The 24,604-nt window shown below is 41.7% G+C and carries 14 protein-coding genes; 8 read left to right on the top strand and 6 right to left on the bottom strand.

Going from position 1 to position 24,604, the window contains the following annotated elements:
- The first annotated feature begins 137 nt into the window (after positions 1-137).
- Together DXK30_RS06185 and DXK30_RS06180 are read left to right on the top strand one after the other, a co-directional pair.
- On the top strand, positions 138-1,280 hold the full coding sequence (locus DXK30_RS06185; RefSeq protein ID WP_114700946.1) for a helix-turn-helix transcriptional regulator: 1,143 nt from the start codon (positions 138-140) through the stop codon (positions 1,278-1,280).
- A 97-nt stretch (positions 1,281-1,377) separates the two neighbouring features.
- Positions 1,378-2,025, top strand: a complete 648-nt coding sequence (locus DXK30_RS06180) for a TerD family protein (protein WP_114700945.1) — start codon at positions 1,378-1,380, stop codon at positions 2,023-2,025.
- 127 nt (positions 2,026-2,152) lie between these two features.
- On the opposite strand, the gene DXK30_RS06175 is transcribed toward DXK30_RS06180, so the two are convergent.
- Entirely contained in the window at positions 2,153-3,136 is a 984-nt protein-coding gene (locus DXK30_RS06175) for an ion transporter (protein ID WP_114700944.1), read from the bottom strand.
- A gap of 689 nt (positions 3,137-3,825) precedes the next feature.
- On the opposite strand from DXK30_RS06175, the gene DXK30_RS06170 reads away from it, so the two are divergent.
- On the top strand, positions 3,826-4,452 hold the full coding sequence (locus DXK30_RS06170; protein WP_114700943.1) for an OmpW/AlkL family protein: 627 nt from the start codon (positions 3,826-3,828) through the stop codon (positions 4,450-4,452).
- A gap of 192 nt (positions 4,453-4,644) precedes the next feature.
- On the opposite strand, the gene DXK30_RS06165 is transcribed toward DXK30_RS06170, so the two are convergent.
- Complete coding sequence (locus DXK30_RS06165) at positions 4,645-6,366, bottom strand: 2-oxo acid dehydrogenase subunit E2 (RefSeq protein WP_114700942.1); 1,722 nt, start codon at positions 6,364-6,366, stop codon at positions 4,645-4,647.
- Between the two features lie 28 nt (positions 6,367-6,394).
- Positions 6,395-9,205 (bottom strand): pyruvate dehydrogenase (acetyl-transferring), homodimeric type, encoded by a 2,811-nt coding sequence (gene aceE / locus DXK30_RS06160; RefSeq protein WP_114700941.1) that lies wholly within the window; start codon positions 9,203-9,205, stop codon positions 6,395-6,397.
- A 1,020-nt stretch (positions 9,206-10,225) separates the two neighbouring features.
- Between aceE and DXK30_RS06155 the strand changes: the two genes are divergently transcribed.
- The 5 genes from DXK30_RS06155 (at position 10,226) to DXK30_RS06135 (ending at position 21,538) form a co-directional block, all read left to right on the top strand.
- On the top strand, positions 10,226-12,256 hold the full coding sequence (locus DXK30_RS06155; protein ID WP_114700940.1) for a hypothetical protein: 2,031 nt from the start codon (positions 10,226-10,228) through the stop codon (positions 12,254-12,256).
- A gap of 248 nt (positions 12,257-12,504) precedes the next feature.
- Positions 12,505-12,969: a hypothetical protein gene (locus tag DXK30_RS06150; RefSeq protein WP_114700939.1), complete on the top strand. Its 465-nt coding sequence runs from the start codon at positions 12,505-12,507 to the stop codon at positions 12,967-12,969.
- Positions 12,970-13,046: 77 nt separating this feature from the next.
- Complete coding sequence (locus tag DXK30_RS06145; protein WP_114700938.1) at positions 13,047-15,155, top strand: beta strand repeat-containing protein; 2,109 nt, start codon at positions 13,047-13,049, stop codon at positions 15,153-15,155.
- A 139-nt stretch (positions 15,156-15,294) separates the two neighbouring features.
- Entirely contained in the window at positions 15,295-20,622 is a 5,328-nt protein-coding gene (locus DXK30_RS06140; protein ID WP_114700937.1) for a DUF11 domain-containing protein, read from the top strand.
- A 145-nt stretch (positions 20,623-20,767) separates the two neighbouring features.
- Positions 20,768-21,538 (top strand): hypothetical protein, encoded by a 771-nt coding sequence (locus DXK30_RS06135; protein WP_114700936.1) that lies wholly within the window; start codon positions 20,768-20,770, stop codon positions 21,536-21,538.
- Positions 21,539-21,654: 116 nt separating this feature from the next.
- On the opposite strand, the gene DXK30_RS06130 is transcribed toward DXK30_RS06135, so the two are convergent.
- The 3 genes from DXK30_RS06130 to DXK30_RS06120 form a co-directional block, all read right to left on the bottom strand.
- A complete protein-coding gene (locus tag DXK30_RS06130) occupies positions 21,655-22,347 on the bottom strand; it encodes a TetR/AcrR family transcriptional regulator (RefSeq protein WP_114700935.1) in 693 nt (230 codons plus the stop codon).
- A 236-nt stretch (positions 22,348-22,583) separates the two neighbouring features.
- Entirely contained in the window at positions 22,584-23,606 is a 1,023-nt protein-coding gene (locus DXK30_RS06125) for an endonuclease/exonuclease/phosphatase family protein (protein ID WP_114701121.1), read from the bottom strand.
- A 284-nt stretch (positions 23,607-23,890) separates the two neighbouring features.
- A complete protein-coding gene (locus DXK30_RS06120) occupies positions 23,891-24,403 on the bottom strand; it encodes a hypothetical protein (protein ID WP_057759401.1) in 513 nt (170 codons plus the stop codon).
- Between the last annotated feature and the right edge of the window lie 201 nt (positions 24,404-24,604).

The raw sequence follows: 24,604 nt of genomic DNA, 5'->3' as shown, positions 1-24,604 counted from the left end.
ATAGCAACTATTAAATAAACATACGCATGCATGAACGTCGCTAGACGCTACGCTGCTTTTCTGCGATGATTAACGGTTCCTGATCGAGTAATATCGTGCCAGAAACCGACTTGTAACTTCATAAAGGGTATCTCTTAATGACTGTACATCCTACTGATGCTGATAACATCCAAGCTCAGTCCAATCCTAGTGAGCAGGCAGGTGCGCTTGCAGCTGTAGATACTGGTACCTCAAAAGAGGTCAATGTCGCCAATATTAGTGACAATCGACATGGTGCGGCAACGACTGCTCGGCAATGGCAGGTACTATCACAGCTACAGCGCAATCGCTGGGTAGGCACCACACATATTTATGAGCAGCTGATGATGGCAGGCTTTGATATCAGCCTACGTACTGTCCAACGTGATTTGAACGCCCTTGCCAAACGCTTCCCTATCGAAAAAAATAATGCTAATCCTCAAGGATGGCGCTGGAAAGAAGACGCACCGTTACAAAGTTTGCCGCATATGAACTTATCACAAGCGGTTGCTTTTAATATGGTCGAGGCCAATCTGACCCAGTTACTGCCACCTGTTATTTTAGATGAATTATTTCCTTGGTTTGACTTAGCACGGCGACAGCTCAAAAACAGCAAAGTGACCCACTCTTGGATAGACAGAGTGCGTATTGAGCCTGCCACCCAGCCGCTTATCGCACCAGATATAGATTTGGACAGTAAAGACAATATTTACCACGCGCTATTTTATCAACTGCAGATTCATGCTTGTTATACTCGTAGCAACAAATTACAAGCCAGCGAATATATCCTAAATCCAATCGCAATTATTCAGCGCGGCGTGATTATCTATCTACTTGCAACTCGTACTGACGATCCAGAAGCCACCATTCGCACCTTTGCCTTACATCGTTTTGATAGTGTTGAGATTCTCGAAACCGCTGCAAAAACGCCAGAGAACTTTCAACTCGATACGTATTTGGATGAAGGCAGTATGGGCTTTAGTCATCCACTGTTTGGCGAATTGGACGAGCGTGGCAAGAATACCGCTGTTGAGCTTAAGTTCACTAGGCAAGCAGGTAAGAGTCTGACTGAAAGTAAGCTTAATGACGATCAAACCGTTACGTTAAATGAGGATAACACCCTTACTGTAAAAGCCACTGTTAACTTAACCTCACAGCTGGTCTGGTGGCTACGTGGATTTGGTAGTGGGTTATTAGATGCTAAGCCTGAGCTGCTCTATCAAGCGGTATTAGATAAGTCTTCGACAGCAATCAGCGAGTGACATCACTGACCTGAGATAGGCTAACCTCAGCACGCCTTAAGTAAGCAAACATCAAATCTAGATAACGGTTAGAAACTAAGAATAAAAAAGGAAAGTTATGTCGACCACTGCCCCATCACCACTGTTGTCAGATAGTTTACGAGGACTGGGACTAGACGCAGGAACTTTATTCTTTGCGCTCAATTATGAATTTACCAAAATTGAGCCAAAAGGCATGTTTAAGCGCTTCAAAAAAAATCAAAGCGCGATGGATATTGATTTGGCTTGCGTATTATATGATGATAATTGTGTCATCAGTGACATCGTTTGGTTTAAGCAATTACGAGATAAAGCTGAGTCGGTCAAGCATCAAGGAGACAGCTTAAATGGTAAGGATCGCGGCGAGCAAGCCATGTATCTTGCCCCGCTTGATCAAGAGCAGATCAGACTGGAGCTTGAGAAAATACCCACTCATATTACTCATATTGGTTTAATTGCCAACTCATACCATGGCCATTCGTTTTCTAGAGTCAAGAAAGGCGAAATTCATCTGAGTGACGATGAAGGAAACCGTTGTTTTGAAGTCAACCTTAAGCAGCTGCCACGCGACTGCACCACGCTATGGGTAGCGCATCTGCGTCGATCTGTTGATGACTGGCACTTAACATTGCAAAACTTACCACTCACTGCAGAAGATTTGGCAGATGCAGCACAAGAAGTGGCTCATGAGTTAGCACGTGCACTGCCCGTTCCTCAGGGAATATAAGAACAATTAGTCATCGAATATAAAAGAGGTCTTGTGCCATGCAAACACAAGACCTCTTTTTATGGGTAAATTATTGGCTGTAATTAATTGCTAAAAGCCTATCTGTTATAAATCATTTAATACTTGCCTATAAAACTTCACCGCAATGCGGACAGAAGTTCTTTTGGCGCGTTTCAACTTCTGTTTCACGCCGTTCAAGCTCTTGCTCTCGAAGTACCTGTAAGACGATATTTTGCGCCTGCTCTTTATCTAAACCTAGCTCTCGACGAATTTTATCAATCATCATCTGATTCTGTACCAGATCAAAATCGCTATCAATTAACTGCTCACGAAAATGCTGTTCAAGCTCTTCACGGCGCTGAGCCAATTCATTTGCCAATCCTGTCGCTAGAATACCAGCCGGCAGTGCGGCAAGACCCACACCCAATATCGTAATGACAGCACCCAGTATTTTGCCCGCATTAGTAATTGGCGTGACATCTCCGTATCCTACCGTTGTCAGTGTCACCACAGCCCACCACATCGCTTTAGGTATGGACTCAAACTCATCTGGCTGTGCGTGATTCTCCACTAGGTAAATACCGCTAGAGGCAGTCACAATCATAATAATGAGAATAAAGATAACAGCCTGAAATGAGCCTCGCTCCTTGCTAATCACGACTAGCAAAATACGCATGGAAGCAAAATAACGAGTCAGTTTTAGGATTCGAAACAAGCGTAAAATGCGTAAGAAACGCAAGTCAATATTGACAAAGAAATTCAAAAATGCTGGCACGATCGCTACTAAATCAATCAACGCTGATGGGCTTCTAATCCAATCCCAACGCTGTTTCCACGTAGTATTGTCAGGCTTGGCTTCAGCGACACTCCACAAACGCAATAAGTACTCAACAGAAAAAACAACGATAGAAAAGTTTTCAAATAAGGTGAAGTAATCTTGATAAGGGTAATACCATTGATCGACAGACTCCGCTATCACAGCGGCTACGTTAGTCATGATCAAAAATATGAGAAAGTAATCGACGTAACGGCTAAATAACGTGTCATGTTCTTCATTTTGTAAAATATCATAAACAAAATGACGCAAGCGCCGTATAGATTGGAATAACATGCCAGCCCTATATAGTGGTATACCGATTTAGTATTAATAAAATTAAGCAACTATCATAAACTACTTGCAAGGCTTATTCACAATAATCCGCATTCTCACTTAATAGATTTTCTGATAAACACTGGTGTGTTGGGTATTGATACTATCAGCTGACTAAACAAAATATAAATAATAAATATAGATTGATACCAACAGTATAAACACAATCAATAGCATAGAGAACCTCAAGAATTGCTCGTAACTACGAAGCTGCTGACTTATATCTTGAGCTGGTATTAAATGTAAGTGACATTTCGGACAACAAGAATCCACTTGGTTCAATAACTTTGTATTGCGCGCATTTTGACAGCGTAGAGGCGAATTACTGCAATAACCAAGCATTATATATTGCACCTCTTGTCAGATCATAAATAAGAGATACTAACTCACGTCAATACATCTTACTTAGATAGTCGTTTTACTTCGTTTAAACATCAACTTTAGTAAATTATGACGGATACCAATGTAACTTATTGCAGGAGCATTGCTACTTTATTATTAAAACCTTACCAATAATAATGAGTTTCGTACTATAATAGAGACTAAATGTTACAGATTAAACATTAATCAGGACATTGTGTGTCAGTAGCTAATGCCATCCCTCATTAGAAAACTGCTGATAACTTTCTATTACGTTAAGGAATTAAATGATGAAACTACAATCCCTAGTTTTAGCAACTGCTGCTGCACTTACAATGACAACTGCTTTCGCTGTCCCAGCTGGTACTTGGTCTGTTGCTGCTGGTGCACACTATGTTGATCCTAAAAGTGACAATGGTACTCTAGATAACGGTTTATCTGTTGATGTTGATGGTGATGTACGTCCTACTATCAGTGGTGAGTATTTTATCGCTAACAACGTTGGTGTCGAACTACTAGCGGCGCTTCCATTCCATCATGATTTTGATTTAAATAGTGCTGATGGTACAAAAGTTTTAACAGGTAAAACACAGCATTTACCACCTACTCTTTCTGTACAGTATCACTTCGATAACGGCAGTATGCCAATGAATATCAAGCCTTTCATTGGCGTTGGTGTGAACTACACAACCTTTTTCAAAGAAAGAATTTCTACTGGTGGTGACTTAGACCTTGATGATAGCGTTGGTGTGGCTGGTCATGTTGGTCTTGATATTCCTTTTGCTCCTACCGAAGCTTTCCGTATCGATGCTCGTTATATGGACATCAAAACGGACGCTACTTTAGATGGTACAAACCTTGGCGAAATTGACATTAGTCCTTGGGTATATGGCGTAGCATTCGTTAAACAGTTCTAAATTAGTCAAAATATTATGTGTAATAAAAGCCAGCTACCAGGCTGGCTTTTTTGTGCCCATTAATGATGGCTATTACTAGTTACTCTAGCTACTAAGCAATTATTTGCAAAAACGGCTAAGATCCTATAATGACAAACAATCTCCATAAAAAAAGACCACCCGTGGGCAGTCTTTTTTAATTGCTAGCTAGCTTTAGATTAAAATACGACGTGGGTCCGCTAGTAGCGTTGCGATATAACGAGTAAATACAGCAGCGTCTGCGCCATTGATCACACGGTGGTCATAAGACAAAGACAGTGGCAGCATCAAACGTGGCTCAAAGCTTTGTTTTTTAGCATCCCAACGTGGCTGCATACTTGCTTCAGAGACACCTAAAATACCAACTTGTGGCCAGTTAACTAATGGCGTAAATGCCGTACCACCCAAGTTACCTTGGCTCGATATAGTAAAGCTCGCCCCTTGCAAATCTTTAGTGCTGAGCTTCTTATCACGAGCTTTTACTGCAAGCTCGCCGATCTCAATCGCAATTTGCTTCAGACCTTTATCTTGTACGTTTTTGATAACCGGTACGATAAGACCATCATCTGTTGCCACAGCAATACCCATATTGACGCTTTTGCGCAATATAACCTGAGTATTATCATCGCTCAAATGACTGTTGAATCGTGGATGCTGGGTCAACGCGTAAGCAGTAGCTTTAACCACAAATGCCAAGATAGTAAAGCCAACACCTTCAGCTTTCATCCCACCTTTTAGCTCACCGCGTAGTTTCTCGGTCTCAGTGATATCAGACAGATCGAACTGCGTTACTTGCGGTAGCAAAGTATTGTAGTTGAGCTGTGGTATCGAGACTTTCTGTAAGCGGCTGAGGTCTTGTGTTTCTGTCTCACCCCAGATCTCAGCGTTACTCATGTCAGGCAGTTTCGGTAGACCTGAGCTAACAGGATTACTGCTCACAGGTGCCGCTTTCTGCTTGGTTAGACTGTTTTTAACATGTGCAAACAAGTCTTCTTTTAGAATGCGATCGTTTAGAGCTGAACCATTCACTTGTGTGATATCAACGCCTAACTGACGCGCTAGTTTACGGACGGCAGGACCTGCATACACATCAACCAATTTTTCATTGACCTGTGCTTCAGTTAACTTACCCTCTGTTTTGCTAGCAGCTGTATCAGTATTGGTCGGTTTGGCAGCTTGTTTTGGCTCGCCAGTAGTTTTAGCAGCTGGTTTATCTTCTGTTTTGGCTGGTGCTGACTCTTGTGGCTTAGGCGCTTCAGATTCACTATCACTAGCATCATCTGTACTACTTTCCATAATAACGATAAAGTCCTGACCATTAGCAACCATATCACCTGCTTCAACTAAGATTTTCTCAATCTTACCGGCAACTGGCGCTGGTACTTCAACCGATGCTTTATCTGATTCGATTAGCAAAATCGACTGCTCAGCGCTAACAGTATCACCAACGCTCACCATGATTTCAGAAATTTGTGCCTCGTCAACACCTAAGTCAGGTAATGCATGAGTAGTTGCTTTACCAGCATTAGCGGCTGGCTTGGCAGCAGACTCTGATTGCTTTGACTCAGTTGTAGCAGGTTCAGGTTTTGATTCTGGTTTAACATCGTCTGTGCTGTTCGCTTCTTGCTCTTCAGCAGCAGCACTGTCATCGTTGCTTTCTGCGCTATCCTCTGCGCTTTCAAGCTCAATTAGCACCATACCTTCGCTAACTTGCTCACCGATAGCAACACTAATCTTAGTCACTTTACCAGCAGCAGAGCTTGGTACTTCAACCGATGCTTTGTCAGATTCTAATAATACGATGTTGTCGTCTTTTGCGATGACATCACCAACTTCTACCATAATCTCGCTGACTTCGGCGCTGTCCACACCTAAATCGGGGGCTTTAATGTCCATGATTTATTTCCTCGTCTTATGGTTATTATTATTTGACATCTTTATCATCGAGCAAATTTGCATCTGCTTGATCTTCAGCACGACCTTCATTACTGATTTCGTCATCGTCTTCAGCGATAAATTCAGGTACAGGATTTGGATTTACGTTACCTGGTGCTGGTGCATCTGGAGACTGGTCATAGTAAGACTGCTGTTGCCATGCAGGTGGATGATCCACATCGATACCTAAGCTTGAAATCGCGTCTTTAACCAAACGCATTTCAACTTCGCCTTCATCCGCTAGGCGTTTAAGCGTTGCTACAACGATATGAGCAGCATCAACATTGAAGAAACTGCGTAGGTTTTCGCGCGTATCAGAACGGCCATAACCATCGGTACCCAGAGTCGTGTAAGGACGGTTATCTGGTAACCAAGCACGGATTTGCTCTGAGTAGTTACGCATATAGTCTGTCGCTGCAACCACGATACCTTCGTGCGGTGCTAACTGCTCAGTAATCCAAGGCACTTTCTCTTCATCCATTGGATGTAGACGATTGTAGTCATCACAAACCATACCATCGCGAGTCAGCTCATTAAAGCTGGTTACGCTCCAGACGTTGGACGTAATATTGAACTCGTCTTTTAGTATCTGTGACGCTTTTTGTACTTCGCGTAAGATTACACCAGAACCTAGTAGCTGTACTTGTGTTGAGCCATTGTCCTCTAACAAGTACATACCACGTTTGATACCTTCCTCGGCACCTTCTGGCATTTCAGGTTGCTCGTAGTTTTCGTTCATCAACGTCAAGTAATAGTAAACGCGCTCGCCTTCACCATACATACGGCGTAGACCGTCATGCATGACAACGGCTAGCTCATAACCAAAGCAAGGATCATAACTGACACAGTTTGGCACGACATTGAATAGAATCTGCGAATGACCATCTTGATGCTGTAAGCCTTCGCCATTAAGTGTCGTACGACCAGCGGTTGCGCCTAACAAGAAGCCCTGTGCTTGACAATCACCTGCCGCCCAAGCCAAATCGCCCACACGCTGGAAACCAAACATTGAATAATAGATATACATCGGAATCATCGGTAGCGCGTTCACAGAATAACTGGTTGCTAATGCAATCCAAGTACTCATTGCGCCTGCTTCGTTGATACCTTCTTCCAACATGTGACCATCGATAGCTTCTTTATAGCCCATCAACGCTTCACTGTCTTCTGGCGTATATTTTTGACCAACAGCCGAGTAAATACCCAATTGACGGAACATACCTTCTAGACCAAACGTACGCGCTTCGTCAGGTACAATTGGTACGACGCGATCTTGGATGTCTTTGTTTTTAAGCATCGCAGATAGTAAGCGTACAAATACCATCGTCGTAGACTGCTCTTTACCATTGCTGCCTTTTAATACCCGATCAAACATTGATAGTTCAGGGATATTCAGTGGGATATGACCACTACGACGGTTTGGCAGATGACCACCTAACGACTCACGACGACCTTTGAGATACTTCATCTCCGCCGAACCCTCTTCAGGGCGGTAGAATGGTAGAGTCTCTAACTGCTCATCAGTAAATGGCAAATCAAAACGATCACGGAAATACATCAACGCTTCTTGATCAAGCTTCTTAACCTGATGCGATTTGTTGACTGCTTGCGTTTGAGCAGATAAGCCATAACCTTTAACGGTCTTAACCAAAATAACCGTCGGTTGGCCTTTGGTTTTCATAGCTTCGCTAAAGGCAGCATAAACTTTAACTGGATCATGACCACCACGGTTCAGACGTGAGATTTCTTCGTCAGTCAACGCATCTGCCATCTCTTCTAACTCTGGATATTTACCAAAGAACTCTTTGCGGGTAAATTCAGGCGTACGCGCTTCATATAGCTGATACTCACCATCCACCACTTCTTCCATACGTTGTTTAAGGACACCCGTATGATCTTTACCAAGTAATGAATCCCAGTTACCGCCCCAAATGACTTTGATGACTCGCCAGCCTGCGCCGCGGAATACCGACTCTAGTTCCTGAATGATTTTACCGTTACCACGGACTGGACCATCAAGACGCTGCAAGTTACAGTTAACTACCCATATTAGATTGTCCAACTTCTCACGGCCAGCGAGAGAAATTGCACCTAAGCTTTCTGGCTCATCAGTCTCACCATCACCTAAGAATGTCCAAATCTTACGACCTTCTTTTTCTAGCAAGCCACGGTTTTCCATATAACGATGTACATGGGCGTGATAGATGGACATGATTGGACCAAGTCCCATTGATACGGTTGGGAACTGCCAGTAATCCGGCATGAGATATGGATGCGGATAGCTTGATAGACCTTTGCCGCCTACTTCACGGCGGAAGTTATCGAGCTGATCTTCGGTCAAACGACCTTCTAGATAAGAACGTGCATAGATACCTGGAGCTGAGTGACCTTGATAATAAATCATGTCGCCACCGAAGTGATCGCTAGCTGCGCGGAAGAAATGGTTAAAACCCGTTTCATAAAGTGTTGCACTAGAGGCGAATGTCGCTAAGTGACCACCTAGATCATCGTCGTTTTTATTAGCACGCATGACCATGGCAAGTGCGTTATAACGAATTAGCGCACGTATCTTACGCTCCATGCCTAGATCGCCTGGGTACATTGGCTCGTCTTCAACAGCGATACTATTGACGTACGCAGTGTCTAGTCTGTTGAACGGCAGTCCTTCTTGAACCGCCATATTGTATAAGGCTTTTAGGAGAAACTGAGCACGGTCCTTGTCTGCGTGTTTAACCACAGACTCAAAGGCTGCCAGCCATTCCTGAGTTTCGGTGCTATCAGCATCCTTATAATAATTCATTCTTGTTAATCCTTTTATATCAGTCATACCTACCTAATGGCAGGTCTTCATTGAAAAATGCATGATGAGAGATTGGTTTACTTATGACATCCTTGCTACGTCCAAGCATTCCATTGTTTTATGCGGTGACATATTGCTCGATTATAAAAATAGTACTACTCGTATCAACGAATGCATCAAATCAACACATCCGTCAAACCGTAATAATACTGTAACCATTCATTTAATCGTTAATTGACTATGACATTCCATTATAAGCGTTTACGCGCTAGTTGTTTATGGCTGTAGAGAAATGATGAAATAACAAGTATTTTTTAAATAAATAATGATTAGTTTTTTTAAAAATGACTATATTAAGCTCTCACACTGTTCCGAGTATTTCTTCTATTAGAAAGGCTTACAGTTGCATAGTACCTGCTAGTGTACTAGTCAACATAATAAGAATCCGTCTTATAAAAAGTGAACCAACTGTGTGGAATTACTCAGGAGACAGTACTACAGATAGCCAAGAGATCACGCTCACAAATTACGGCTGTAACTACAATAACTCGGATTTCGGTGATATCGCAGCAAATAATATCGCCTTAATATTCATATAATGACAATATATTTATGAGCATGACGACAACTTAGCTTGTCCAAATATTAGCAACCATAGCGTTGACATACCACAGGTTTTAAGGGTGAAGGTCATTCTAATAAGTACAGTTTGTTGTCTGTCGTTATAAGTGGTACACAGCCAAACTCAGCAGGACTATATTTCAATACTAAATATACTTCACCGCAATAAAGCTTATCTTTAGAGAACGGTGATTTACTATTCTTATCTCATTTCATATATGTATAAATACTTCTAGTTCAACTTGCAAATTATTTGCATTTCGTCATACTATAACTACCTTTCGTAACATATAGTTAGTCTTTATTAACTATTGTATTTAAGATTACTCATTGAAATACTCTTAAATACAATGTTTGATTTTTTGTTAATTGAAAGCATAAACTAGAAGGCGCAATAGTATGTTCTATAAAAATCAAAATCATTTGTATTCATACTTGAGTAGTGTCTTTGCTTATCAACTAATTATCCTAACTGCTGTCTCATTAGGCTTCTTAAGTAATAATGCCAGTGCCAGCTTTGAATCAACAGAAAGTTCCAATACTGGGATGTGTCCTGCCAACCATAAAATGTACTACATTGGTGCGAATGCGCCTACATCAACTACTAACGCGCCTGTAGTCAGCACTTCTTTAAGTTGGACAACGGGAAACCTATCAAATACTTTTACGTTTAATGAAGCATCAGGAAATAAAATATTCAGAATAAATTTTTCTTCAGTAATAGACTTGAATAGTAACTATGGTGGTACGCCACCTTTTTACGGAACATTAAATGGAGTCACAACTTCAGCCTTAAACCTAGTACACAACTCTCCAGTATCATCTACCTCTAGAACCAATCATGTTGTGGATGTGAGTGTCAATCGTCCAACTAGCAAGATGGGGTATAAAATACAGGATCTGGACTCAGTGACTAACGGCTCTTTGACACCATATATAGAACAGATTGACGTATCTGCCAATAGTGGACAATTAACACATAACAGTTCGTTTCACACTATTAACACGAATAGAAATATAGTAACTGGTAGAAAAGGCCTAAACTGTGGTACAGGTGAATGTACGATTGACGCGAACTGGAATTATACACTTGCTGATATTGCACTTAATTTAAAACATAACAATACGGTAAGTGAAACAAATAGTCCTCATGGGGTAGGTTACTCTGATTTTTACTTTTGTCTCGCGCCGCCCAAAATCATAGTGAAGAAAGCATTAAGTGGTGCACGTATTAATAGCAATGATCAATTTGAGATTGTAGTTAGTGGCGGTTCAGTGGCTACAAATAGTTTTACTACTACTGGAACAGGCTCAACAATTACTAATGGTACTAGCGCTACACTTACCTTGACAGAAAGTACAACTTATACCATTACTGAACGCGTGATGAATGGTACCACCTTGGGCGATATAGCAAGCTATAACGCTACTTATAAATGTAGTAACGCTACTACAGGTAGTACCACCGTCATGCCTAGTTCTGCAATGAGCTATAACTCCACGACCAAAACTCGTTCATTTACGCTCAGTAATACGACTTACGGTGATGAAATTACGTGTACAATTACTAACACTCCTGCTAGTTATACTTTCTCAGGTTTTGTATTTAATGACAATGGTAATGTTTTAAGTCCATCTAAGGATGATATATCTAGCAAATACCTAAGTAATAGTTTTTATTTCAATGGCAAATACGATTCACCGACTGAATCTGGTATTCCCTTTACTACGGGTCATACCGTTACTCTAAATAAATGTACAACTGATAGTGGTACGTTCTCACCTCAGACGGTAAACATTGGTAATGATGGAACCTATAGTTTTAGCTTGACGGCAGCACAAGTAGGTAGTTATACAAGGCTTTGCGTTACTCAAAATGAGCCTAGCAATTATACATATTCTGTAGATACTACGAGCAATGTCCTACAAATAGACATTACTAACAGTAAATACAACTACCCTAGCAATAATTTCGGTGATGTTGTTCAAGAAAATTCTGCGTTGGTATTAATCAAAAGTCAGTATGTCCATGACTGTAGCCTAAACAACCTTGCCACAATTGGTGTTAATTATGACGGTAGTGCTAGTAGTGCGTATAGTACAAAACCAATATCTGACATTATCCCTGGACAATGTATCGCTTATAGAATTGAAGCGATAAATCGTGGTAACGTTTCCCTAGCAGATATTATTATCAAAGATACACTACAGAGTAAAAATGACTCTAATAATTCGTCGATTACCTCTACCTTAGTCAATCCAACACCTATTGGTGAGAATAGTGGCACTCCATCATTTGCAACAAATTCGGTATCTATTGGCAACAACGGTACAGTTACCACCAATACTTTTTCTTTAGGTGCTACCACCGCCACTCGCCGTCAGGCTATTCGTTTTAATACTAAATATGGTACTACCATTAGCAACTAAACACCTGTTTATCAAATCACTGAGCACTTAATCAAGCCCTGTCTAGCCAGACAAGGCTTTTACCGTTTGTATGCTCCAAAATGCCAGTTATCATTCTTGTTATGATTAATTGTATTAATTATGTGAAAATAGAAAAAAGGGAGATAGATGCCTTTTAAATGACGAATGATATTAGATTACTAGTTTCTCTACCATAATATACGACGTTCGCTTTTTACTGATAGTCATGTTCTAAGAAAGGATTTTATATGAAACGTTTTAACTTCTTACATAATGTCATGCTAGCAACCTTTGCCTCCACTTGTTTGCTAGGTACTGCTCATGCTGACGACGCTCTAAAAATGGAACTGACTGCTAATCAGGTCATTAAGAATGCGGACGGCAAAACAGTATATTCACCAGTACGTACAGCACCAGCTGGTACTGTCATTCAATACAAAGCAACTTATACCAATACCATCAATAAAGACATTAATGATCTGATGGTGACATTGCCTATCCCTGCAAACATGACATTTACTGGTGAGGCAAATCCTGCCAGCGCACAAGCCAGCACTGATGGTAAGAACTATGCTGATATGCCGCTAATGCGCAAAGTCGATGGCAAAATGGTTAAAATTCCGTATTCTGAATACCGTACCTTACGCTGGAATATCAAGTTGTTGCCAGCTAAAAAATCAGCTGCTGTGGCTTTAAACACTACTGTTAACTAATCAACAGAAGATTAAACCTTTATTTTTCACCCTTCCATTATTAATTCGGCCTTTTACCATCCATTTTGGAGTACTACATGAAATCAAATACTTTTAACTATAGCTTGCTTGCTGTCGGTATTGCCGCAGTAATGGGTATCTCTGGTGGTGCTAATGCAGCTACTCCTAATACTACTGGTGGTGTTAGTGCAGGTGCTGCTGCCATCAATAACGTTGCAACCGCAAACTACAGTGTTGCTGGTATCGCTCAGCCAAACGTGACGTCAAACATCGTGACTGTCAATGTTAGCGAAACGGCTAACTTTGCACTCACGTCGACTGTTGATGATGGCAGCATTGGTGACGATATTGCTATCAATCAGACTGCTACGCCAGGTGGTACGACTACCTTTACTCATAATTTAACCAACACGGGTAACGTGACGGATACTTATACCATTAATACCACAGGTAATGACTCAGCACTAGTAACGGCTAATCCAGACTATGCTTTAGGTACTGCGCCTGTTACGTTTACTATTGTACAAGCAGATGGTACTCCTTTAACTTCTACTCAAGTAGCCGCTTTGAATGGTCAGGCACAGACAGGTACCCTAACCAATGGTGGTACTATTAGACTACAGCCAGGTACTAGAGCTAACTTAAGCTACGAAGCAACTACGCCAGACGCTCGTAATGGTAATGACAAAGGTGTAGGTACATTAACAGCAACCAGTACTTTCTTTACTGCTAATCTTCCAGCAAATGCGACATTGGTGAATGAAAACCAAACTATCGTGAGATTGCCTACCTTCAAAATTGTAAAAACAGCGACGAGTACTGTCGATTTGACAGTAGCTAATCCGCAGATCAACTATAGTATCGTAGTGACTAACGCTACTACTGACTATAGTGCTGCTGCGACTGATATTGTCATCAGGGATGTCCTTCCTGCAGGTTTAAGTTTGCCTAATGGCGCAGCATCAGACGTGACCGTAACTGGTGCTGGTACCGCTACGATTTCCACTGTCGGTACTCGACAAGCTATTAATGTTGCCGTAGCAAACTTAGCTGTTGGCGCAAGTCGCACGATTACTTTCACGGTTAACGTCGATAGAGATCAGTATACAGCTGCTAATAGTTCAGTAACTAACAACGCAGAAGTCTACGATAAGTTCGTCGGTCCGGTTAGCCCGTTAATTGCTGCTCCTGTACTTGGTACTGACTATGATATTTTTGATAGTACAGATGGCACTATAGGTGTTACTAGAATACCTGATGATGCGGGTGAAGGTAACGGCGCTGGTATAGATACTGCTGGTGTGACTAACTTTACCAGACGAGCGGTTATAGTGAGCAATCCAACGACTAGAGAAATTGCCCCTGCCTCAGGTACTGATGGTCAAGTCACACAGAAGACTACTATTATTAACAGCGGTCAGGATGCTGAAGGTACTAATACCAATCCATTGACTTTCACTATTGCTGATGGTGGCAATAATGCGGCTGTCAGACCGGTTACTGATCCTATCAGTGTTACTTATACACCGCCTAATGGTGGAGCTCCAGTTACTATAACGCTACAACCTACCGTTGCTGGTGGTAATACGTACACTCTTAATAGCACTACACTACCAACCGCTCAATTTCCAAATGGTATTGCACCTGGTGGCACATTAGCAATCAACTATAATGTCTCTTCAGGTAATGTCACTACTCCTGCAACTGCTGCTGATGCGGCGGCTGTTGGTAGCACTGAAACGACTATCGTAACTTTGACCCCAGCTGGTGTTGGTGCGCCTGCTGCTACTTCAGTGACTGATACGACTAATGTCAGAGGCTTATCTTTAGTGAAGTCTCAATCACTAGATACTGCTTGTGAAGCTACCGTTGCTGCAAGTACCTTTGTTCAAACTGTGCTCAATGCAACCCCTGATCAGTGTGTTATCTATCGTATTCAGGCGACTAACACTTCTTCAGCAGCATTAGGTTTTAATCTTACTGGTGTAACGATTTCGGATTTGCTGTCTAACTTTTCAGCTGGTGCGGATTTAGTAGCTAACTCACCTGCTACTTCTGCTACTACGTCATCTACTGCAGGCACAGCTAGCACTTCGGCTACTGCGGTTCTTGGTAGTAACTACACTATAGTTCCTGGCGGCGTTGGCACCTTGACCTTTAAGATCAAAATCAAAAACGCTCGTTAATTTATATTTAATATTTCAAAGTCTATAAGCTTCACGAGACGCTTATAGACTAATGCTCCAGCTTGACCTAATCGATTTTGATTAGCCAAGCTGGAGAGTTACTACTCTACCCCTTTATATTTTATTGGATAAGCGACATATGACTAAATCTTTAATGACACTGTCTAATCGTGCTACGTTGCCTACAGCGAAGATCTCTGCGCTGTCATTTGCAATGTTGCTTATGCAATCAAATACCGCATCTGCTGCAACTGATACATTGGTACAGCTGATCAGCAATACTGCTCAAGCCAGCTACAACGTTGACAGTGAGACCAGCACGACTATCAGTACTGACTCAAACCAAGTACAAGTAAAAGCCTCAAATTTACCTGAATATGGTATCAGTTTGACTCAGCATGCTTTACGTACAGTCATGCCTAATACACAGGTAAGTTGGGTCAACGTACTGAGTAACACCAGCTATAGTGATCAGACTGTTGAATTGACACTTGCTATATCACCAACTGTTTCTAATTTAAAGGTCTATCAAGATCTTAATAATAACGGAGAAGTCGATTCAGAAGATCGACAAATCATGCTCGATAACCTGAGCGCTCAGATCAAACTTGGTCAGAGTGAGAGTATTCAGCTTATCGTACAGGCTCTATCAGATGCTGACGGTGAAGATGGCGATACCGCTGATGTGAAGATTGGCGCTATCATATTAGAAGATCCATCCATCGCGGCTGTTGAAGCAATTGACAGACTGGTTATTGTTGAACCTAAAATCAACTTTACCACCCCTCAATTTGACGGTACTAAAACCACCTCGCAAATCGGGGACAACGTTTATATTGATGCCAGTTACGCGCAGTGTAACGTGCAATCTGATAAACCTGATCAAGTATGGATTACTGTTAAGTCGCCAATGACTGGTGATACCTACTCTCTTAAAGGAATTGAAACTGGTAATAATACAGGCAAATATCACTTATCTGCACCAACACAGAATAATGCCAATGCTATTGACGATAAACTGATTCAGACATTGGTCGACGATACGTTGACTGCTGAGTTAACAGCTTGTATTGCTCCTTCTGTTGGCACAGGTGCTGATCAGCTACCAAATGATAGCGATTTTACTGTACGTATCGATGATCTGAGCTCTCAAGTAAACATCATCGATAATAATGCAAGCCTAGTCGTCACTAAAGAAAGCGATGTCAAAACTGCAGAGCTTGGTGATTATGTCAGCTATACCATCGATATTACCAATAACGGCAAATCGACTGCTTACGATGTACAACTAAAAGACGCTTTACCACGTGGTTTTGACTACGTTGAGAACAGTGTACGTGTTAGTCCAACGACTAATCTTGATATCAATCAAGCACAGACTACCGAGTTTAAAGCTGATGGTAAATATCAGGTATTGAACTTAGGAAACATGGCAGTTGGCGAAAGTAAAAAAATTACTTATCGTGTGCTCATCGGTGCGTCATCACTAGGCGGCGATGGTATCAATCGCGCGACTGCATACGGTCGTGATGACAGCAACAATACATTGACATCAAGAGAAGCGCAGTGGCCTGTCGAAGTAAGCCGCGGCGTGATGAATACCGATGGTATTATCGTAGGTAAGGTCTATCACGATATCAACCGCGATGGTATTCAGCAAAAAGAAGATGGCGAGCTGGGTGTCGCTGGTGTACGTATCTATATGGAGAACGGCAACTTCATCGTGACTGATCCTGAAGGTAAATATAACTTCTATGGTATCAGTGCAAAAACACACGTACTAAAGGTCGATCGTACTACCATTCCTAGAGAAACTGAACTGGTCACTCAAAGCAATCGCAATGCTGGTGATGCCGGTAGTCGTTTTGTTGATTTGAAATACGGTGAACTGCATCGTGCAGATTTTGCAATCGTTGGTGGCATGGCAGATAGCACTGAGCGCTTAAACGCTGAGCTAATTGCTCGTAGCAAATTAGTAGAAGCTAAAAATGACACGTTAGAGCAAGCGGTAAAAACCGAACTGACTTTGGATCCTGACTATGATACCGATACTACCGATAATGTAGATGCTAGTGGTTGTAACATTAATGGTGACTTAGACCTTGGTAATAGTTGTGATTCGGCTATCGTTAATGACATGGTCAATCCAGTAGATAGCCGTGTTGACATGACGGTAACCACTGTTGCTCCACCAGTAGAAAAAGAGCTCGAAGAATACTTAAAAGAAGTGGCGAGTAACGATGTTGCCTTCATTAACCTAAACGAAGGTCAGCAGCTTAGCACTTATAAACAAATGGTACAGGTTCAGGCACCGCTTGGGTCTGTGTTCACACTATATGCCAACGGCAAAGCTGTATCAGAACAAAAAATAGGTAAAACTGCTGAGCAAGAAAAACAGAATGTAACGGCTTTCGATTACTATGCTGTTGATTTACAGCGCGGCAAGAACACCTTACGCGGTGTTGCGACTGATATAAATGGTCAGATCATCTCTGAGCAGACGATTAAAGTACTAACTCCTGACAGCCTACAAGCTATCGACTACCGTACTCAAGCACAGTTAGTTCCAGCTGACGGTATTAGTGAATACCAAGTCGTCATCAGCCTAAAAGATCGCGATAATCGCCCTTATATTGGTACTACTTCTCTTACGCTTGATACTAATATCGGTCGTATCAATTTGGAAGACAGCAGCAAAGATCAAGCTGGCACCCAAGTGACTGTATCAGGTGGTGAGCTGTTAATACCCGTAACTGCACCTAGCGTACCAGGTAAGGGCGAGCTAGTAATTGACACTGGTAGCAGCAAACAAATCATTCCGTTACAGTTTACAGCTCAACTACGTCCACTACTTTCTGTTGGTATTATAGAAGGTGCTATTTCACTAAAAGACTTTGACGGTAGCAGCATTACCGATGCTCAAGGTGCATTTGAGCAAGAGCTAAATGACTTTGCTGGTGGTGATGATTACACAGCTTCTGGTCGTGCCGCAATGTTCCTAAAAGGAAAAGTGCGCGGCGACTACCTGCTAACGCTTGCTTATGATAGTGATAAAAAAGGCGAGCGTTTGTTCCGTGATATCGAGCCGGGTGAATACTATCCTGTCTATGGCGACTCATCAGCTAAAGGCTTCGATGCTCAGTCTACTAGCAAGCTTTACGTGCGCCTTGATAAAGGTCGTTCGTTCGCTATGTATGGTGATTTGAAAACTCAGATTGATGACGACGAAGGCATCAAGCTTGGTCAATACAACCGCACATTAACTGGTCTAAAAGCTCAATTTGAAGATAGCAATACTCGCGTTACTGCCTTTTTAGCAGAAACCAGTACTAGCCAACGGGTAAATGAGACTCGTGGTTTGGGCATTTCAGGCCCATATCCATTGGCTGAGAACTTCGATGCGGTATTAGAAAACTCTGAAACGGTTGAAGTTATTACTCGTGACGCCAACAACCCTGGGTTGATTATCAATCGTGAGGCGCTTACTCGCTTTGCTGATTATGAGATTGACCCTATCAGCCGTAGCTTATTCTTGACGGCACCGATTGCTAGTCAAGATATCGAAGGCAATCCTATCTATATCCGTGTCACTGTCGAAGTTGATGAAGGCGGTGAAGATTACTTCGTCGGTGGTATTGCAGCGAAGCAGCAACTAACGAACAAAGTCGCCATCGGTGGTAGCTATGTGAATAGCGATGACCCAATGAACAAAGAAGAGTTGGCTAGTGTTAACAGTGTTGTTAAATTCAATGATAAGCTGAAGCTAGTCGCTGAATATGCGATGAACAAAGCTGAGAACCCAAATTTTCAGCCAAGTAATCAGATCAATACCACAGAATTAGACGATAACAATGTTGAGGGCAATGCCTTACGTGTCGAGCTTGACTTTGATAATAAGAAAGACACGCGTGCCAAGGCTTATTACAATGATGCAGATAAAGGTTTTGTCACTGGTGCATCACCGCTTACTGCTGGACGTACGGAGTCTGGCGTAGAAGTCATCCATACATTCAACGACAAAAAAACAGCGCTGAAATTAGAAGGCATACGCACAGAAGAGCATACTACTGACGCTAGCCGCGAAGGCGTGCAAGCAAGCGTTGAGCATCGTTTAAGTGAAAACATCGTTGGTGAAATTGGGGTTCGTTATTACAAACAAGACGCGACTGCTGCCTCACGTAATACTCAAGCCGCGACAGACGTTGTAGATATTACAGACGACACTTTGTTTAATGATGACATCATCAATCAGTCAGCGTTGAGCAGCGTTAGTAACGCTGAAGAAGATATTGAAGGTACGACTGTTCGTGCTCGTATTACCTCTCGTCTACCTAAGTTGAATAACAGCTTGGTATTTGCAGAGTATGAGCAAGATATCGAAAATAGCTCACGTAATGCAACTTCTATCGGTGGTGAGACAGCGCTTGGGGACTTGGGTCGTCTATACGCTCGTCATGATTTGATCAACAGCCTATCTGGCACTTATGGTCTTGATGATACAGATGAGCGTCAACGTACCACTGTTGGTTTTGACGCGACTTACATGAAAGATGGTAAGGTTTATAGCGAATACCGCATGCGCGATGCCATTAGTGCACGTGAGGCAGAAGCAGCTATTGGTCTAAAAAACAAGTGGTATGTTCAAGAAGGGCTAACTTTAAATACTTTATTTGAGCGTGTCGAATCTCTCGAAGGTGAAGAAAGTAACACTGCAACAGCGGCAGGTATCGGTGTTGAATATCTTGCTAAAGAGAATTATAAAGCATCAGGACGTTTTGAAAAACGTTGGGGTGAAACAAGTGATACGCTACTTGGTAGTGCTGGTATCGCCTATCGCTATACTGATGAGGTTACCTTCTTAGCCAAAGATATCTACTCACGTACTGACTATAGTGATGGCGATCGCACTATCAATCGTTTTCAGCTAGGTGCTGCGTATCGTGACTACGATAGCAATCAGTTAGATATGCTTGCAAAATTCGAATATCGTTTGGATGATAATAATACTGGCGATGATGTTTATCAAAAAGATACCATGATTTGGTCATGGAATGGTAATTACCATCCTACGCGTCCGTTGACGTTGTCTGGACGTTATGCTGGTAAGTATACAGAATACGAAGCAGACAGCTTAACCAGCAATAACACGGCTCACGCTGTTTATGGCCGCGGTCTTTATGATATTAGTGAGCGCTGGGATATTGGATTGCAAGCAGGTACTTACTGGAATGATCAGGCAAATGACTTAGCTTATATGCTTGGTGCAGAAGTGGGTTATAGCCCTATGACCAACCTTTGGTTATCACTTGGTTATAACTTCATGGGCTTTGAAGATGAAGATATTGCTTATGACGACAGTACTCAGCAAGGTGCTTACTTCAGATTGCGCTTTAAGTTCGATGAAGACTTATTTAAACGTGAAGACCCTCGTAAGAACCAGCGTCTAAGCAGCAATTCTGCATTTTAATTGATGATACTGTCGTAAGTACAACCTTATAACAGTATCATGATTGTCTTATGATGAATTATTTTGTCATTCAATAAACAATTAGGTCAGCCCTAGTAATGGTAAGTAATACCAACGTTTATTACCTTAACATAAGGTTTACACCATGTTTGATTCAGTCATCAAAGCAGCACCTTTCAAGCGCTCAGTATGCGTTACACTATCAGCTTTATTTTCATTAACCTTTATGCAGCCTGCTTTAGCTGAGAGTGAGCCTGTCCAAGTGGCCAACTCAACTAGCATGGTTGAATATTGCCGCGATGATAGTCAGACTCAAGCACACTCTTATAGATATCAAAGCGAACAACAGCGCCTTTTAAACTGTATGGTAGCGCAATTACAACCCTATCAACAAAAAGACAAGACAGCAGCTCAGCAGTATTTCGCTTATAAAGCGCAAGCCTGGTTGAATTATGCCATTCATCAAGACAGTATGAATAGCCGCTCATCTGTTGGTCAAGTTGCGTTAGAAATGGCAGAGCCTATATTGCAAGCGCTAGATAATGACACGGTACAAGCCTTGGATTTGCATCAAGACATTCCATCTACCTTAATGCGTTCTGATCTATGGGCAACTTTAAGCGCACTCAAAGACGGTGATGGCATAGCGTCAGCACCACGTGAAATGGCATTTAGTGAAGTCGCTTTGATTTGGGCTGCGACCAATCAATGCGCACGAGGCTGGCGCGAATCTGGTATGCATTTTCGCATGGCAGACCGTTGGCTTGAGCAGGCCCGCGAAGCTTATGTCAATGCCAATGACTCACAGACCAATGTAACGCTAGAGAAGTCAATAGTCAGTTATCATAAACAGTACTCGCCTTTAGACGCGAGCAATGATACTTGCCATGGACAAGATTTGACATCTAACCGTTAGAATAATCGCTGTTTTATTAGAAATATCACTCTCTATTACTTTCAATCTTATGCTAAAAATTAGACGCGAAAAAGCCGACATATTTGTCGGCTTTTTCGCGTCTAATTCGAGTTCAATTAGCGGTTTTTACGTGGTAATTTTTCTGGTAGGTAGCAACGTAAATAGGCGATAAATGCAGTATTTGCTTCTTGAATGTAGTCCTCAGTAATACTCTGATGACGACGATAAGACAAGGTAAATATAGCATTAACAATACTATAAGCAATCAATAACGTGTTTTGGATATCATCAAAGTTTGGCATCTCATAACGCTCTGACAAACGCTTATAGACCAGATCAACGATTTGATGATCCATATCCTCACCGAAGCTATCACCTTCAAAATCAGGTGTGTTGGTATCATAGATAAGTTTGGCTTTTGTCTTGTCATTATGAAATATAGTGACACAGCGATCAATGAGTGCTGTTAAGTAACCCTGCCATCTATCATAGTTACCAATATCAACAGTTTCTACTATCTCTAATATTTCAATTGCATTTAAAAAACGCAATGCTAAAAATATTGCTTCGATATTAGGGAAAAAGTGGTAAGCAGAAGCTCTCGGTATGCCAGCTTCCTCACACACAGCTGCTAACGTAATATCGTTAATAGCATGTGTTTCGCTCAGTTTTTTGGCACCTGCCAATAGCTTTTGTCGACGTGCACGACCTTGCTGGCTAGTAAACTTAAACTTATTAGGTACAAGCTTTTTTGCCAATTCTGAATCTACCAACACATCTTCAATCTTTTCGTCTTTGTTATCACTCATTATAAATCTCTTAATGTTACGCCCTATTTTATAAAAACAATCTTCATCGAATGATAGTTATTCTTAAATAGAAGGTGAATCATCATTGGCTAAAATGTAAAGCCAATATTATCACTACTATATTCAATGAAGAGGCATAATAAACGCTTGCACACTATCAAGCAAGGGCATGAATAGGTTAAAAAATAATACGACAATCAGTAATTTAATAGAGGCAACCGTCTAAATTTATGAAGTTAATCATTGAGTTTTATTTTCGCCCTTATAATACCATGATCAGTGACTCTATCGGCATAGTCCCACTTCAAATGATCATTAAAATAATCTACCCGTTCGACATATCCAAGCGAAAACTTGCTATTGGGTAAGAACTCTTCTGAGACAAACAGTTGGTCGATAACTTCTGGCATGCCTTGATATATATGGGTATAGGCAACGTCCTTCATCCATCCGTATCGTGCTTGAATACGAGCGGCATCAAAAAGTGCGACATCACGCATACTTTTATCGTAATTGACTTCCCCAGTTTCTGTCATCAACTGAGTAGTCACGCTACCTGTAACATCATTCATATCGCCCAATAGGATCAGTGGTTCACGAGTATGCTTTAATCGCTCTATGATAGACATACGGATAGAGGCCGCTTCTGCCGCGCGCATACATAAACTACGAAGCTTGGCGCGAACTCGAATATTTGGATCTTCCATGTCTTCTAATAGGTCACCATTGTCGTCACGTAAGAAAAAAGCACGTTTGCTTTTTAGATGCGCTGTAATAATAGTAATGGGCTGCCCGTATGCGTCAACACGTAATACCAATGGAGGACGGTTGAAGCGTTGATAAGGACCGATATCAGGTACATCAATAGTGGCTTTTGGTGCTATATCTTCTAGCAAACTGGTTTCTAACTGCTCAAATCGGCTGATAATACCGACAGCAGGTGTATTCTGTGCACCCATGCCTTTGGTATATATACTAGCGTTATCATTACTTGCAAGTGGAATGACTGCATGCTCGGGCTTGAAACCTAGTGAAACAGCCAACGCTTTTAATGCATCACTATCCCAAACCTCTTGGACTGCGATAATATCAGCATGCGCTTTAGCCAACAGATCTGTAAGACCTCGTAGCTTATGCTTATAGGCTTTATCGTTATAAGCTGGGGCATTCTCATAGTAAGTTCGATTAGGGTTCGCAAAGTTCAGCAAGTTTGCCGTTGCGATATAAAACTGTTTATTACCTTCAGTATTATTACTCATATATTCCCCATCGCTCTCATTATTATAGTACATAATATTCACGTATATGTATACATTGCAAATTTCATGCCTAAAAAAACTCCCAAAGTTAAACCTTGGAAGTTTTAAAATAGCATAAATATCGATAAGCAAGCTCACTAATAGAACTTAGCATACAATCGCTCTATCTTATGTAAGGATATAGCAATCCCTGATACTAGCTAATCAACAGGGGCACTGTTTGTCAACAGGGCACTGTTTGCCAAAGTATTTAACTGGCAGTTCTATTGGTTGTTTCATCTTTCTTATGATACGCGGTTCCATGCATCACGTGATGCCTGACGCGCTTCGTTCCATTCCATACGAGACTCACCTTTTACTTCGTGCCATGAACGCTCTAAGTCTGCTTCATGATCTTCAAAACGAGCATCTACTGGATAACGAGCGCGGTTCGCATAACCGACTGCATATGCTGGATGCAAATCGCGGTCAAAGTCGTATTCTTCTCTATGGTAATCGGCGTTTGCATACTCTGCACGCCAGTACGCTTCTTCGTGAGTTGGGTCAATGGCTTCAGCTGCTGCATGACCTGCACCGCCACCAACGATAGCACCAATAGCACCACCAATTAGTGTACCTAACGGACCTGCCATCGTACCGATAGCTGCACCTGCTGCTGCACCGCCTACACCGCCGATACCTGTACCTACTGGATGTGAACCTGGCTCACCGGTGATGATGTCTGCATTTAAATCTTCTTTTGTCTCTTTTGACATATGTTTTACTTCACTGCGATCGATAGCATCATGGTTACTCATAGTATTGTCCTTGAATTATTTATTATTTGTTGAATTATTTATTTGCTAATCATTAGCGGTCTTACTAAATCCAATTGAAGTATAGAAATTTATAGGTAAGGACAGATAGGCCGATTATGTAAACTGTGTCCGTATTGCGATTATCTTGCGTTACAGCCTGTATCTTTATCACGTTTGTGTACGGCAGCTTCATACTTTGAG

The organism is Psychrobacter proteolyticus (genome assembly GCF_003350005.1).
GTDB classification, from domain to species: Bacteria; Pseudomonadota; Gammaproteobacteria; order Pseudomonadales; family Moraxellaceae; genus Psychrobacter; species Psychrobacter proteolyticus.
This window is presented reverse-complemented; position numbering and strand designations above follow the sequence as displayed.

Excerpts from the sequence above, each read along its gene's own strand:
- DXK30_RS06185 (WP_114700946.1), top strand. The coding sequence starts at position 138 with ATGACTGTACATCCTACTGATGCTGATAACATCCAAGCTCAGTCCAAT.
- DXK30_RS06180 (WP_114700945.1), top strand. The coding sequence starts at position 1,378 with ATGTCGACCACTGCCCCATCACCACTGTTGTCAGATAGTTTACGAGGA.
- DXK30_RS06175 (WP_114700944.1), bottom strand. The coding sequence starts at position 3,136 with ATGTTATTCCAATCTATACGGCGCTTGCGTCATTTTGTTTATGATATT.
- DXK30_RS06170 (WP_114700943.1), top strand. The coding sequence starts at position 3,826 with ATGAAACTACAATCCCTAGTTTTAGCAACTGCTGCTGCACTTACAATG.
- DXK30_RS06165 (WP_114700942.1), bottom strand. The coding sequence starts at position 6,366 with ATGGACATTAAAGCCCCCGATTTAGGTGTGGACAGCGCCGAAGTCAGC.
- aceE (WP_114700941.1), bottom strand. The coding sequence starts at position 9,205 with ATGAATTATTATAAGGATGCTGATAGCACCGAAACTCAGGAATGGCTG.
- DXK30_RS06155 (WP_114700940.1), top strand. The coding sequence starts at position 10,226 with ATGTTCTATAAAAATCAAAATCATTTGTATTCATACTTGAGTAGTGTC.
- DXK30_RS06150 (WP_114700939.1), top strand. The coding sequence starts at position 12,505 with ATGAAACGTTTTAACTTCTTACATAATGTCATGCTAGCAACCTTTGCC.
- DXK30_RS06145 (WP_114700938.1), top strand. The coding sequence starts at position 13,047 with ATGAAATCAAATACTTTTAACTATAGCTTGCTTGCTGTCGGTATTGCC.
- DXK30_RS06140 (WP_114700937.1), top strand. The coding sequence starts at position 15,295 with ATGACTAAATCTTTAATGACACTGTCTAATCGTGCTACGTTGCCTACA.
- DXK30_RS06135 (WP_114700936.1), top strand. The coding sequence starts at position 20,768 with ATGTTTGATTCAGTCATCAAAGCAGCACCTTTCAAGCGCTCAGTATGC.
- DXK30_RS06130 (WP_114700935.1), bottom strand. The coding sequence starts at position 22,347 with ATGAGTGATAACAAAGACGAAAAGATTGAAGATGTGTTGGTAGATTCA.
- DXK30_RS06125 (WP_114701121.1), bottom strand. The coding sequence starts at position 23,606 with ATGAGTAATAATACTGAAGGTAATAAACAGTTTTATATCGCAACGGCA.
- DXK30_RS06120 (WP_057759401.1), bottom strand. The coding sequence starts at position 24,403 with ATGAGTAACCATGATGCTATCGATCGCAGTGAAGTAAAACATATGTCA.